The sequence below is a fragment of the Lactobacillus kullabergensis genome (genome assembly GCF_003151025.1).
Taxonomy (GTDB): Bacteria; Bacillota; Bacilli; order Lactobacillales; family Lactobacillaceae; genus Lactobacillus; species Lactobacillus kullabergensis.
Window position 1 is genome coordinate 716,170 of sequence record NZ_CP029477.1, and the last position, 13,543, is coordinate 729,712.

The window sequence follows — 13,543 nt, forward strand, 5'->3', positions numbered from 1 at the left end:
ATAGCAGTCGCAAATCTTGCGACTGCTATTTTACTGTGTAAGCTTTAATAATGGTGTTTACCTTTAGCCAGAACTGGCTTGATTTGGCTAATATAAGCTAAAATTCCAATAATGAACCAAATAAATGTAATTAATGCACTGTACATTAAGTTGGCGCTACCAGTTTTGATGTAAGTAACAGGTTCTGCAAAAGGGAATAATAAAGCAATTGCTTTTAACCATTCAGGATAAGCTGAAATTACAACTAGTACTCCTGATACTAATTGGGCTAAACTGCTAAAAATATTCTCCAAAAAGTAGGGATCATTCATTTGCCATGAGATGGCCCAAGATACAAAACCTAAAACGCAGCCATAAATACATAAAAGCGGTAGCATGAGTAAAGCTCGTTCAATAATGACTATGGGAGCACCGACTAAGTACAATAGAAACAGGTTAATTAATGCTAAAATGCAACCTATAATAATGGCAACAATGCATTTAGAAAGCCAATACATGATACTGAAAGGTCTTTTGGCAATTAATTCAAAGTCAATTTTTAAATCTGCATCATTAATCACAGCAGAACAAAATGTTTCAAGAGCAAGTACCGCAGCATCTATTGCAATTGAACTGATCGCAACATCCCAGTTAAATTGATTAGAATACTGCATATTGATTAATACTAACAGGGCCAGATTTATCATTGGTGTGATAAAGAAATAAGTTAGTTTTGTACGCCAATTATTGAGAAAAGAAAGGCCAGAGAATTGTGTAGCAAACATTAGATAATTTTCAGAGCTCCTTTCTTTCTGACAAGGTCATTAATTTTTCTCACAATAATCACAATTAACAAAAGCCAAAGAAGTAAACTGCAAAAATAAGCAGTCCAGTTGAGACTTTTATTATGGGACAAAGAAGCAATTGGTCCAGTTATAGGAATAAACCACTGAGAAAACTTGGTTAAGGGATTCAAAATGGTCTCATTGCCAAATAATCCTGCTAATAACAAAATAGGGGTGCCAATTAAGCCCTCATAAACCATTGCATTAGGTGAAAGAGTAAGAAATGAAGAAATTAAAATTCCCATTACTGAGCATCCGATCCACAGTAGAAAAATTAGCAAAATCTGGTACTGAGAAATTTTACCAGTAGCTACTCCTAAAATTTTTGCAAGAATATAAGCAATAGGAAATGAAAATAAACCATAGCTCGAAGCAGGTAAAAGTAAAGTAATTAAAGAAGCACGCTCGTCATATTGACTGTTTAACAAATATGGCAACGTTCCTTTGTAACGTTCAAAACCGATGCAACCGGCAACAGTTGTACAAGAAGTCCACATGCCAAAAATACCACTTTGCAGCCACAATTGTGGGTTATTCAGGCTGTGAGAAGCATAGGCCATAATATATTGCATCAAAAAAATGGAAACAGTACTGGTGATTGTTAACCAGACAAAGTACTGATCAGAAAGATAATCTTTTACATGAAAGAGGAAAAGACGAATAAAACGCATATCTAATTCCTCCTTAATTTAGGCGCTATTGCCAAATAAGCTTCTTCTAAATTTTTGGGTTTTTGATTAATTTCTTTTGCGGCCAAACCCAAAACAGCAGAAACGGTGCCAGTGAAAAAAACTTTTCCTGCACCCAGAATAACTACATTTTTAGCTAGCTTTTCAACTTCTGACATTGTGTGACTTGTTAATAAAATACTAATGCCGGAATCTGCTAATTTTTTAATAGTCTTCTGAACGCTTTGCGCTATTTCAACATCTAAACCACTAGTAGGTTCATCTAAAAGTAATAAACTGGGACTATTTAACAAGGAACGGGCGATATGCAGTCTCTGCGTCATTCCTTTAGAAAATTTTCCTACCTTTTTATTTGCGACATTATCCAGCTCAACAATAGACAGAACTCGCTGTATTTCTTTTTTTTGCTTACGAAAGGGTACTTTGGCCAGATCCGCAAAAAATTGTAAATTTTGCTTTGCTGTGGCGTTACGGTAAAACCCTAGATCTCCACCAAAAGAAACGCCTATGTTAGGTCTTTTACGAGCAGTAGTAATATCCTGTCCGTTTAAAATTACTTGACCAGAAGTAGGGAGCAAATAGCCACCTATAATTGAGACAGTGGTAGTTTTCCCCGCACCATTAGGTCCTAATAGAGCTAATATTTCTCCTTGATCAATTGTAAAAGAAACATCGTCTAAAGCTTGAAACTTTTGGTTTTTATCTTTATATGTTTCTATTAAATGTTTAACTTGTAAAATATTATTCAATTTTATCTCCAAAATTAATTTGTTGGAACTTCATCAATTAAAAAGGAAGGATGATCAAGTTCTTTATACACGTTAATTTGAAGATCTTGTTGTGAGCATTAAATCTAATGAATAAAGTATAACATATTTTTATTTAGTTTTTAATTTTTGCAGAAATAAATAGAACTGCTTTTGTTAGAGCAGTTCCATTTATTTAATCAACTGATTTTAAAGCTTCAAGCATATCAAGGTCTTTTAATTTTTTGTTAACAATAAATCCAAGCACTATTGTAATGATACCGATAACTCCTAACGGCCACAGAAAACTTGAGACAGATAATGCCGGATTAAACATGACATTGTCAGGTGGCACCACGTAAAGAATATAGCGGTAAAGCAAATCTCCTGTTAGATAGCCGACTAAAATGCCAATACCTGTTAAAAGAATAGTTTCGCGATAAATATACATCGTGACTTCATTATCGTAGAAACCTAAAACTTTGATGGTTGAGAGTTCGCGAATTCTTTCAGCAATATTGATATTAGTCAAATTATATTGAATAACAATTGCTAGAAGTCCGGCAACTACTATCAAAACGACCATAATCAAGTTCAGAGACTTTACTACCACGTCCAGCTCTTGACTAATTGCAGTGTTTTGCACTACTCCTGCTACACCATTGAGAGCCATAAACTGCGCAGCGATTTTTCTCGTGTTTTTGCGAGTGGAATTTTTTAAGTTAACAAGGTATGCATTTGACGTGAAGCGTTTGTTAAAAATTTTCTGATATTGCGTTTTGTTCATGAAGATGAAATGTCCCATGTACATTTCAGTGATGCCAGTTACCTTCATTTTCCTAGATTTATTATTCTTATCCGTTAGAGATATATAGTCACCTTTGTTCACTTTGAGCAATGTTGACAATCTTTCTGAAATAATAACCCCGTTGTTTGATAAGTGCAATGTCTGCTTGGTTTTACGATTATTTAAATGAACATAGTTCTTCAGTACCTTGCTAGAAGAAGGAGCAATTAAGGTAATATCTTGTGTATCACCAGTTTTACCAGCAGTTTTAGACATTGACTCATAGTAAATTGGTGTTTCTGACTTAATACTGTCTTCTTTTAATTTGCTATTTAAAGCTTTGTGCTGATTGCTTGAAATACCAGGCTTCTGGGCAACGATCATGTTGTAGTGAATGAGATCATTAAATTGCCGGTTATTCATATTAGTAATCGAATTTTTTACAGCAAAACCGGCAAAGAGCATAGTAGCAGCACCACAAACACCAAAAATAGTCATCAGCATGCGCTTTTTATAACGAAAAATATTACGGGCAGTAACTTTATGAGTAAAGCTGAGATGGTTCCAAATAAAAGGAATTTTTTCCAGTAAGATTTTAGAACCTGCTGCAGGAGGCTTAGGTAGTAGTAATGCGGCCGGTTTTTCTCTAAATTCATTTTTAGCGGTTAAGTATGCAGGCAAAACGGAACTGATCCAGGATAGTATGAGAGCGATCAAACTAATTTGCCAATGAAAGTGTAATTCGATTGGCGGAATCGTGATAGATTTGTAATAGGCATGATAAACAATCTGGGGCATCAAAGTGTGTCCCAAATAAACTCCCAAAATAGTGCCGATTGTACCAGAAATAAAGCCATAAGCGATGAATTTATTAATTATGACCTGATCATTATAGCCTAAGGCTTTCATTGTACCGGAATTGATTCTTTCCTCATCAATGAAGCGGTTCATTGTAGTAAAGGTAACTAGTGCTGCTACGAAGTATAGAAAAATAGGGAATACTTTAGCTAAATCTTCCACTACTTGCGCAACTGTTGTGTAAACTAAATTGCCTTCACCGCCTGGTAGCTCGCGCCTATTGTATACGCTATAGCTTGGCAGAGCCAATTTCCGCAATTGCTTTTTAGCTTTTCTAATTTCTTCTTTGCCACTTTTAATTTTATTATTGGCTCTCGCAGATTTACGAGCAAAGATCTTTTTTTCTTGCTTTAATTTTTGCTCGCCTGCAGCAATTTCTTGCTGAGCCTGTTGTAGTTGCAATCTTGCTGCTTGTGGTAAATTAGCTCCAGCAGTTTCAGCTTGAGATATTTGCGCATTTAATTTACTTTTTTGGAGGATTAGTTGTTTTTCTGCGGAACTAATTTGCTCACTTGCAGCCTGTAATTTCTGCTCTGCTTGTTGAATTTTCTTTTCTTGCGGTGCAATTTTTTTGTTAGCAACAGATAATATTCTTTTTTGCCTTTGATGTGCGGTGTTTTTTAAGTTATCTTGTAAAACTTTTTTATGGTGCTTAACTTTACTAGTATAGACTTTGCCGTAAGAGTCGAGGCCACGCAAGTCTTTGTATCTTAGGTTAGCCACTGTATAAACCGTATGATTAAAAGCATTAGGGCTGACTACTGCATAACCTTTAAGTTCTCCAGTACCACTGTTGCTTTGCCCTAAGTTTACATTTGATAAAATTTGACTGGACCGAACGAAACCTGTAACTTTGAAATTTTTTCGTTTTAGCAGAGTGCTTCCTAAAACATTTTTCTTTTCTGTAAAACTGATATTTTGACCAATTTTATATTTATCTGAATAGTAGTCTGCCAGAGCAATTTCGTTTGTTTTTACCGGTAAATGACCTTTACGTAGTTCATATTTGCCCACTGATTTTGGTTTTGAAAAAATACGAAAACTTTCCCGGCTATTTTTAATAACCGTATCTGTCATGTAGCCAAATTCTACGGACTGCAAACCTTTAGTTTGTTTAATTTTTTTGGTATCTTTTTGATCTAAACCATAATTACAGATAACAGTCAGGTCAGCCGTATTGAGCTTTTGCGCATAGTGATTGCCGGTATCACGCATATCAGGTCCTGTAACCATTAAACCAACTAAGGCAAATGCACCAATCATCATCAACCCCATGATAGAAACAAATTGTCCTTTGGTATGTTTAATTGATCGCCAAAAATCTTTCAGAATAACTTTATTCATGATTTGCCTTTTCTACCATTTAACGCTGGCAACATCTGCTGGCTGTGTATTTTCTTCAATTTGAGTAACCTTGCCGTCATGGAAGTGAATCACACGGTTTGCAAGAGGAGCTAAAGCACTATTATGAGTAACTATGACTACTGTAGTGCCATTGTCACGACTCATGTTGATAATGGTTTGCAAAACACTTTTTCCAGTTTGATAATCAAGTGCACCAGTTGGTTCATCGCAAAGTAATATTTTAGGGTTTTTGGCAATTGCCCGAGCAATTGCAACTCTTTGTTGTTCACCACCTGAAAGTTCTGCAGGAAAGTTATTAATGCGATTTTTAAGACCAACATCTATCAAGGTCTTGACCGGATCAAGTGCATCAGGCACTATTTCCGACGCCAATTCTACGTTTTCTCTTGCTGTTAGGTTTTGAATTAAATTATAAAATTGGAAAACAAAACCGATGTCAGTACGACGGTAACTGGTTAATTGTCTTTTATTGTATTTGGCAATATTTTTGCCATCAATAATAACATCCCCGGAACTATTAGTATCCATTCCGCCCAAAATATTTAAAATCGTGGATTTACCTGCTCCTGATGCGCCTAAAATAATAGCCAATTCACCTTTCTCCACGGTAAAACTGACATCATTATTAGCCAATATTTCAGTATCCCCAGTTTGATAGCGTTTATAATTGTGTCTTACGTCAATATAACTCATGAAAATCTGTCCTTACTGATTTTTAAAATCATTGATATAAACTTATTTTAATCTAGAAAACTTTCTAATACTTGTAAAACGCCCATTTCATTATTTGACGGTGCTTCATATTTGGCAATCTTTTTAAGTTTTTCATGACCGTTTTTCATCGCATAACTGTACCCAGCCAATTCAATCATTTCACGGTCATTCATGCCATCTCCAAACGCTATGAGTTCTTCTGGCTTAACATTAAAATACCTCAAAAAATATTTAATGCCTTGCCCTTTATTAACATTGTTGGGCATAACGTCAATATTATCGAAACCACTGGTAGTACAGTGAATATGTTCAGGGTTTGTTTGATTGAACTTTTTTTCTAGTTCATCAGCGAGCTTGGAAGAACAGTTTAGAGTTAGCTTTGTTAAGCTATCGCTTGTAGGGATATCAACTAATTTTGCAATCTCGACTACATTGGGGTAAAAGAAATGCATCATATTTTTGAATTGAGTCGGGGCTTTTTTGTTAATATAAGAATGATCTAACCCACTAGCAGCAATATGTACTTGTGGATAATTATTTTCAATAAAACTGATCAGTTTAATACCCGTTTTATAGGTAAAAACGTGACGAACAATTATTTTATTGTCTTGAGTGAGAATTGAACCATTATCAGCTACAATATCAATTCTGTCCAAGAAATCAAAGAAATCTTGGCGCAAACGTGATAATGGTCTGCCACTGGAAACAATAAAATGAACGTGGTGTTGTTTCAACTTGGTTAAAATTTTTTCAAAGCGTTGATGATCATATTGTTTGTCATCATTTTCAAAAGTACCGTCCATGTCGACTGCTACCGCTTTAAAGGGAATATGTATCATTTTAATCTCCATAATTAGTGTTACTAGTTATATTATATAGTAATTAGCGTTAGGTTTAACTCTAGATATTCATTAATTTAAAAGGAAAAGCAGAAATGTTACTGGCAACGTTTCTGCTTTTGTCTATATTTATTTAGTTGTAATGGGTTTTCTTTTACCAACTAGCCAGCAGATTAAAATTGCGAATACTGTTTCGATAATAATCAGGAAGATATTTATACCAATTTTTACCTGACCAAAATTAATAACTGCATTATTAAATAAAGCATTTTTTTCACCTAAATAAAGGTCAAAGATAATTGAACCAATGATTAAGATGAACATAGTGATCCACTGTTTGCGGTTAAATGCAATGCCATACTCTTCTTCACGACGTCTGATGCTTGGTAATATGACTCCTAAGCCAATTAAGACAATAATGGCAACGATGTTAATAATTAGTTCATACCACCAATAACCGCTGAATTTTTTAATATCTTGTGGTGCAATGCCTAAAATTGTAGCTGCAGCAGTAACTATTAGTAAAAATAGTCCCGCCAGATATCCTAATTTATCGTTTTTAATAAAGACATAGTCTGAAGTAAACTTTTTAGAGTTTTTCCTAATTTGCATGAAGGAGAAAAATATCCAGCAAGTTACTCCTGGTGAGATAATGCCATTCAGGTTTAGCAGCCAATTGAAAATGTCGTTCATGTCTGGTAAAAAGATACCTAAGAGCATGATAAATGCCGATAAAGAAACGGTTAATACGTAACCATTGATCGGCAGACCATTTTTATCTTTTTTCTGTAAAAATTTAGGCATGTACTTATCACCAGTATCAGAAATAAGCATTCTGGTCATCGCGTCAAGCAGTACTGCTAATAAAGCAGCGTTGTAGAAAACAGAAGTCCAAGCCCAGACATAAAGCAAAGTTTTGCCTAAGCCGTATTGGTGTCCGACCATGTCAAATACGTAATAAGCTCCGTTCATTTTTAAATCGTTGGGAATATGATAACTGTTAAAATATATTCCCAGTGCAAATGAACCAAAAACTGTTAAAAAAATAGTCATTAAAGCAAGTGCAATCATTGCTTTTGGAAAGTCAGACTTAGGCTTTTTCATTTTGGTCACATAAGGAGCAACCAGTTCACAGCCATTTAAGGCATAAATGAGCATTGCGATAGTTGTCCAATAATGCATGTCAAATTTGGGAATTAATGTCCGCCAGGTAAATGGTTGGGTAGCCATATGACCTCCTGATTTTGCCAGTCCTAGAAATGCCAGGAAAACAAACATCAAGGTCATAATAAGCATGAGGCCACCGCCAATAGTAGATAAAACTTCCATTGAGTGCGAAAAGTAATGTTCAACAATAATGAAAATAATAAACATGGCAAATGTCATTAACGCAAATTTTGTGTTAGAAATTTGGCTTTGAAACTTTTCCGAACCTGTCAGTGCCCAACCAATGTCAACTATAATTTCATTAGCAGAATCAACCGCATAGGGAATGGAAGCAGCCCAGTAAGTCCAGGCTGTAAAATATCCCAGAAATTCGCCATTAGTTCCACGAACCCAAGAAGATAAACCGCCACCTTCACTGTTGAAAACAGATCCCAGTTGCCCAACCATTAAAGAATAAGGAATAACATAGAATAAACACATGATAATCCATGAAGTAACAACTGGCATTCCTTGGTTTTGGAAGTTGTACATTATATCGTCTAACCCAATAACGGTACAAAAAGCCATCAAGGTTAAAACGGGCCAAGAAATATATTTTTTGTTTGAATTTATTTCTTCCACTAAAGTTCTCTCCTTTGAAAAACAACTAATGTTTTTATTTTACTAATTAAATAAAAGGATGACCAGAGGCTAGATAAACTTATTTTAATGAAAGCACATTCATATTTAATTAAAAAAGCGGGAGAAATAGTTGCTTGTATTGAAATTTATGGTCCTCTGCGGTAAGATAATAACGTTAATGATAAGAAAAGAAAGAAGGATTCTTAAATGTCAGGACACTCAAAATGGCACAATATTCAAGGCCGCAAGAATGCACAAGACGCAAAGAGGGGTAAGATTTTCCAAAAATTATCTCGTGAAATTTACATGGCTGCAAAGAATGGTGGTCCTGACCCTTCCGGAAATCCTAACTTGCGCATGGTAATGGACAAGGCCCATGCTAACAATATGCCTAAGTCAAATATTGACCGTGCTATTAAAAAGGCAGAAGGCAATTCAGAAGAACATTATGATGAAATTACTTATGAGGGTTATGCACCAGGTGGTGTGGCTATCTTTGTCGAAGCTTTAACTGATAATAAAAATCGGACTGCTTCTGCTGTCAGAGTAGCGTTTACTCGTAATGGTGGTTCTTTAGGAGCAACTGGTTCTGTTGCTTATATGTTCAATCGTAAAGGTTATATTGTCATTGATCGCACAACCACTGATGCTGATGAAGATCAGATGTTACTTGACGTTATGGATGCTGGTGGAGATGACTTGCAAACTAGCGATGATGCTTATGAAATTTATACAGATCCGAAACAATTTGCACAAGTTCGGGATGCACTTGAAAAAGATGGTTATAAATTAGCCAATGCAGAGTTGACAATGATACCTGAAAATACCACGCCTGTGCCAGATGACAAAAAAGAGCAATTTGACCATTTAGTTGATGCTCTAGAAGATGACGATGACGTTCAGAATGTCTATACAGCTGCAGCTGACGAAGAATAAGAAAAATCTTATTTGATTGTTTCTCCAGAATTGATTAGTCAATTCTGGAGAATTTTTTTACTTAATTTTCGGAAGCTTTAGTTTTTTCTGCGCGATCTTCTTCCATAATAAAACGGAGCATGTTGACATATTTTTCAGGTACATGTTGACCTTCATATAATAACTGAACATTTTTATTAGCTATATCCAGGCAGTCTTTTTTATTACTACCTTTTTCTTGACCTAATAAATAATCAGTAGAAACGTTCAGTTCTCGAGCTACTTTAGTCAAAGATTCCGTGGAAGGTTTAATAGTTTTCCACCTATAAATACTATTTTCACCAATTTTGGCTTTTCTAGCAAGTTCTTTAATAGACATGCCATGTTTTTTAGCGGTATCAAAAATACGCGAATATACATTCATTCAAATTCTTCCTTAAAAAGTATCACAAATGATTGTATTTGTACTTGACCGCTATCATAAATGGTAATATAATAAAATCATCCACTGAGTGGACAGCACAAAATTCTCATTATTGTGTTAGATAATTAAGTAGCCGTGGTACGAAATCTGACTACTTTTTTAGTTTACCTGAATAGTATCACTTGTGGTAGTGTAAAAAGCAACTTTGTGATTTGCGCAAAAGAAGACAGTAGAGGGGTAATCTCTTAAAATTTAACATTTAGTTTTTTAGAAAAGTCATATATCAATGTTATTTAGGTAAAGAAGAAAACTTGTTTACCAAGGTTTTACTTCTTATGTTAATGATATATACAAAGAAGTAAAACAGCAATAAAAAGCAATTTTTATTGCAATATATTGGTTAGCAATCACAATTAATTGCATTTGTTACATTCTAAAAAAACCTAACATATAAAATCCTTGAAAATACAAAATGAATGTATAACTGTAATTAATTGGTTTAAGTAATAGAAATCTAATATTAATCTATTGCTTAGATTGCTAATCAATATTTTTTTAGAAAAATATTGTTGTTTTACTAAAAAAGTAATTGTTAGTTATTGAACCTATTTTGACTGTTAAAAATTAATATGGGAGGAGAAAAAGAGTGTATAAAAAATACAAAAATAAATTATTAGCAACCGCTATGTCAGTGCCAATTTGTTTACTTAGTTTAGCTTTGCAGACGAACAGGGTTAAAGCCGATGAGACTATCCCAGAAACTCAGAATACATTGTCAAGAAACGAGCAAAATTCACAAACCGCTTCTAACGTAAATGCTGCTTCTATTAACCAAGATGATAGAAAAGGCGCTGAATCGCAGACTAATAAACTAGTGAGAACCAGTTCAAATTCTGTCCGGCAACGTTGGTGATGGCTACATCAGTTCACCACTTGATATTGACGATTATGTTTATGATTCAGTTAATGGCAACCGGATAGGCTACTTTACTAATCTGCCGCAGATCGTAACTTATGTTTACCATAAAAAAGCTCCGACGACGAAACCGGAACAAAGTACTGACAACAATTCAACTAATAAGCCTTTGCCAAATGACAAAGCAAAAAAGCCTGATAACAATAAAAAGCCAAAGCAAACAAACGATGCACAAACATCAGGTAAAAACAAGTCTGCTTTGACACAAGAAAATAAAAATAAAGCACAAACAGCAAGTAATGAAGCTAGCCAACAAAAAACAGAAGCAGCTGATAAAGCCAAATTACCGCAAACTGGTACCGAAAAGAAAAGTCAGTTAGCTTTGCTAATCAGCGGCATTATTGCTCTTTTCGGTTCTCTATTAGGTGTCTTAGATTTCCGTAAAAAGAAAGGAGAGTGAGGCTATTTGGAATGAGCCTTAAATACTAATCCGGCAAACTGCGATTAAATGATTTTTATTATTCTTAGTGTTTATTCATATTAATAAAAAATTTTTCTATCTAAATAAGTATGTTTTTAAAGTCGCAGCAAGAATAAGTATTTAATGGATAAAAGCAACACGCAAGTGTTGCTTTTTGGTTTGAAAAAAACACTCAGAACCAAATCCAAACGTTTTTCTCTAAGGCATTATATAATAATTGCAAAAGAGGTGGGGTAAATATGGCTATAATTGGACTTGACCATTTAGTGCTAACAGTTAAGAATATTAAAACAACTACTGATTTTTATCATAAATATTTTGGTATAGAAACAATTAATTTTCAAAATGGCAGAACAGCCCTAAAAATTGGAAAGCAAAAGATCAATTTACATGAAATCGGACACGAAATTGATCCTAAAGCTGCTTTCCCAACGCCTGGAGCAGGTGATATTTGTTTGATAAGTGATACTCCAATTGATGATTTAATAGTGCACTTTAAAAATGAACATTTAAAAATAATTTTAGGACCAGTGTTACGAACTGGTGCAAATGGAAAAATTCGCTCAATATATGTGCGTGATCCAGATAAAAATTTAATTGAAATTTCGAATTATATCTAAAGTTATACAAAATTAAATAGCAAAACAAAAATCATACAATTATTGTATGATTTTTGTTTTTTATAGGGATATATAACATAAAAAGTATGATTTAACATACCTTTTTAGTATTAGACAATTATTAAATGTGACTTTAAACTTTTATTGTAAAAGGTGGTGAATGGCAATAATGTTAGGCAAACCACAAAATTTCGTATATGAGAAATACTAACTTATATTTTTAACCTCAATAATTTGGTAAACGATTCAGTCGTTAAGTTCATAAATAAACTTTGGGAGAATATCAATGAAAAAATTTTCAAAGCAGAAAACTACAATTATTATGGTCTTACTTTTAATACTAGTAATTCTAAGTTTAGGCCTGTACTGGTTTATAAATAAAAATCAGGCTCAGGAAAAAGCGGATGACAAAAGAAATGAACAGGTTTCAACTAAAAAAGTAAAAAGTGTGAACAGAAGTCACATTTTAATCGTTTATTTTTCAAGATCTGGTCAAAATTATCCTGGAGTTAATTTAACGCGGGGAAATACTGCACGTATTGCTGATGAAATTAAAAAAGTTACTGGTGCCCAAATTTTTGAGATTAAACCCAGAGTGGCTTATCCAAAATCTTATGATCAAACAGTAAGTCAAGCTGAAAGGGAGCAAAAAAATAATGCTGGACCAAAAATAAAGGGTAAGCTACCTAAAGTTTCTAAATATGACACCATCTTTTTGGGTTATCCAATTTGGTGGGATGATATTCCAATGATTGTCAGAACCTTTATGGATCAGGTCGACCTTAATAATAAAACAATAATACCCTTTTCTACAAATGCGAGTTCGGGTTGGGGCAAGTCACTAAATACTATTCATAGTGTTTTTCCTAAAGCAAAATTGAAAAAAGGTTTTGAGATTAAAGGAGAAAATGCTGCCTCTGCCAAAGCCAAAGTAGATTCATGGCTTCATGATTTAGGATACTAAACATAAAAGAAAGGAAACTATATTGAAAACTTTAGTTTTGATTTTTCATCCGCATATAAATAATTCACGAGTAAATAAAGCTTTGAAACAAGAAGTTCTAAAAAATACTTCAAAGGAGGTGATAGTAAGGGATGAATACGAAAAATATCCAGATGAGAAAATAGATGTTGAATTAGAGCAAAGTCTGTTAGAAAAAGCCGGTAGAATAGTTTTACAATTTCCAATGTATTGGTATAGTTGCCCCAGCTTATTAAAAAAATGGGAAGACCAAGTTCTTCTACATGGCTGGGCTTATGGAAGTACAGGAAATGCTCTTAAAGGCAAAGAAATGGTGATTGCTGTTTCTACTGGTGCTCCAGCTAAAAATTATCATATTTATGGTGATTTTCATTATACCATTGATGAAATGCTTATTCCTTTTAAAGCTACAAGTAACTTAATAGGAACAAAATTTCTGAAACCTTTTATCCTCCAAGGAGTAATGCAAAATCTAACAGATGAACAGTTAAAAAAGGAATCTGAGAGATATGTTGACTATATTTTAAGCAACAAATAGCTTTCTTTCTCATTAGTTATTTTTAGTTAAGCTCACACAATTGTGTGAGCTTTTTTT

Annotated in this window: 14 protein-coding genes; 6 read left to right on the top strand and 8 right to left on the bottom strand. The window is 34.0% G+C overall.

The window, feature by feature from the left end; genetic code table 11:
• Positions 1-44: 44 nt before the first annotated feature.
• The 7 genes from DKL58_RS03575 to DKL58_RS03605 form a co-directional block, all read right to left on the bottom strand.
• The gene (locus DKL58_RS03575) at positions 45-764 is read right to left on the bottom strand and encodes an antibiotic transporter permease (protein WP_109586124.1); all 720 of its coding nucleotides are present in this window, start codon (positions 762-764) and stop codon (positions 45-47) included.
• On the bottom strand, positions 764-1,495 hold the full coding sequence (locus tag DKL58_RS03580; RefSeq protein WP_109586125.1) for a multidrug ABC transporter permease: 732 nt from the start codon (positions 1,493-1,495) through the stop codon (positions 764-766). Before DKL58_RS03580 ends, DKL58_RS03575 begins: the two co-directional genes overlap by 1 nt.
• Positions 1,496-1,497: 2 nt before the next feature.
• Positions 1,498-2,262 carry an ABC transporter ATP-binding protein gene (locus DKL58_RS03585; RefSeq protein ID WP_045927854.1) on the bottom strand — a complete coding sequence of 255 codons (765 nt, stop codon included), beginning with the start codon at positions 2,260-2,262 and terminating at the stop codon, positions 1,498-1,500.
• 193 nt (positions 2,263-2,455) lie between these two features.
• Complete coding sequence (locus DKL58_RS03590; protein WP_109586126.1) at positions 2,456-5,248, bottom strand: ABC transporter permease; 2,793 nt, start codon at positions 5,246-5,248, stop codon at positions 2,456-2,458.
• A 12-nt stretch (positions 5,249-5,260) separates the two neighbouring features.
• Complete coding sequence (locus DKL58_RS03595; RefSeq protein ID WP_109586127.1) at positions 5,261-5,962, bottom strand: ABC transporter ATP-binding protein; 702 nt, start codon at positions 5,960-5,962, stop codon at positions 5,261-5,263.
• A 47-nt stretch (positions 5,963-6,009) separates the two neighbouring features.
• The gene (locus tag DKL58_RS03600) at positions 6,010-6,822 is read right to left on the bottom strand and encodes a Cof-type HAD-IIB family hydrolase (protein WP_109586128.1); all 813 of its coding nucleotides are present in this window, start codon (positions 6,820-6,822) and stop codon (positions 6,010-6,012) included.
• A 129-nt stretch (positions 6,823-6,951) separates the two neighbouring features.
• Positions 6,952-8,556 carry an APC family permease gene (locus DKL58_RS03605; RefSeq protein ID WP_420812277.1) on the bottom strand — a complete coding sequence of 535 codons (1,605 nt, stop codon included), beginning with the start codon at positions 8,554-8,556 and terminating at the stop codon, positions 6,952-6,954.
• 261 nt (positions 8,557-8,817) lie between these two features.
• On the opposite strand from DKL58_RS03605, the gene DKL58_RS03610 reads away from it, so the two are divergent.
• Positions 8,818-9,546, top strand: coding sequence for a YebC/PmpR family DNA-binding transcriptional regulator (locus tag DKL58_RS03610; RefSeq protein ID WP_034977621.1), 729 nt, complete (start codon positions 8,818-8,820; stop codon positions 9,544-9,546).
• A gap of 61 nt (positions 9,547-9,607) precedes the next feature.
• On the opposite strand, the gene DKL58_RS03615 is transcribed toward DKL58_RS03610, so the two are convergent.
• The gene (locus tag DKL58_RS03615) at positions 9,608-9,949 is read right to left on the bottom strand and encodes a helix-turn-helix domain-containing protein (protein WP_045927860.1); all 342 of its coding nucleotides are present in this window, start codon (positions 9,947-9,949) and stop codon (positions 9,608-9,610) included.
• Between the two features lie 646 nt (positions 9,950-10,595).
• On the opposite strand from DKL58_RS03615, the gene DKL58_RS03620 reads away from it, so the two are divergent.
• The 5 genes from DKL58_RS03620 (at position 10,596) to DKL58_RS03645 (ending at position 13,486) form a co-directional block, all read left to right on the top strand.
• A complete protein-coding gene (locus DKL58_RS03620; protein WP_109586130.1) occupies positions 10,596-10,862 on the top strand; it encodes a hypothetical protein in 267 nt (88 codons plus the stop codon).
• A gap of 172 nt (positions 10,863-11,034) precedes the next feature.
• Positions 11,035-11,325 (top strand): LPXTG cell wall anchor domain-containing protein, encoded by a 291-nt coding sequence (locus DKL58_RS03630; protein ID WP_109586131.1) that lies wholly within the window; start codon positions 11,035-11,037, stop codon positions 11,323-11,325.
• 260 nt (positions 11,326-11,585) lie between these two features.
• Complete coding sequence (locus DKL58_RS03635; RefSeq protein WP_109586132.1) at positions 11,586-11,966, top strand: VOC family protein; 381 nt, start codon at positions 11,586-11,588, stop codon at positions 11,964-11,966.
• Positions 11,967-12,252: 286 nt separating this feature from the next.
• Positions 12,253-12,930 carry a flavodoxin gene (locus DKL58_RS03640; protein WP_109586133.1) on the top strand — a complete coding sequence of 226 codons (678 nt, stop codon included), beginning with the start codon at positions 12,253-12,255 and terminating at the stop codon, positions 12,928-12,930.
• 22 nt (positions 12,931-12,952) lie between these two features.
• Positions 12,953-13,486, top strand: coding sequence for an NAD(P)H-dependent oxidoreductase (locus DKL58_RS03645; RefSeq protein WP_109586134.1), 534 nt, complete (start codon positions 12,953-12,955; stop codon positions 13,484-13,486).
• Positions 13,487-13,543 lie beyond the last annotated feature (57 nt).

What these genes read in the sequence shown, in the direction of transcription:
- DKL58_RS03575 (WP_109586124.1), bottom strand. Translation starts at nt 764, where the DNA reads ATGTTTGCTACACAATTCTCTGGCCTTTCTTTTCTCAATAATTGGCGT.
- DKL58_RS03580 (WP_109586125.1), bottom strand. Translation starts at nt 1,495, where the DNA reads ATGCGTTTTATTCGTCTTTTCCTCTTTCATGTAAAAGATTATCTTTCT.
- DKL58_RS03590 (WP_109586126.1), bottom strand. Translation starts at nt 5,248, where the DNA reads ATGAATAAAGTTATTCTGAAAGATTTTTGGCGATCAATTAAACATACC.
- DKL58_RS03595 (WP_109586127.1), bottom strand. Translation starts at nt 5,962, where the DNA reads ATGAGTTATATTGACGTAAGACACAATTATAAACGCTATCAAACTGGG.
- DKL58_RS03600 (WP_109586128.1), bottom strand. Translation starts at nt 6,822, where the DNA reads ATGATACATATTCCCTTTAAAGCGGTAGCAGTCGACATGGACGGTACT.
- DKL58_RS03605 (WP_420812277.1), bottom strand. Translation starts at nt 8,556, where the DNA reads ATGGCTTTTTGTACCGTTATTGGGTTAGACGATATAATGTACAACTTC.
- DKL58_RS03610 (WP_034977621.1), top strand. Translation starts at nt 8,818, where the DNA reads ATGTCAGGACACTCAAAATGGCACAATATTCAAGGCCGCAAGAATGCA.
- DKL58_RS03615 (WP_045927860.1), bottom strand. Translation starts at nt 9,949, where the DNA reads ATGAATGTATATTCGCGTATTTTTGATACCGCTAAAAAACATGGCATG.
- DKL58_RS03635 (WP_109586132.1), top strand. Translation starts at nt 11,586, where the DNA reads ATGGCTATAATTGGACTTGACCATTTAGTGCTAACAGTTAAGAATATT.
- DKL58_RS03640 (WP_109586133.1), top strand. Translation starts at nt 12,253, where the DNA reads ATGAAAAAATTTTCAAAGCAGAAAACTACAATTATTATGGTCTTACTT.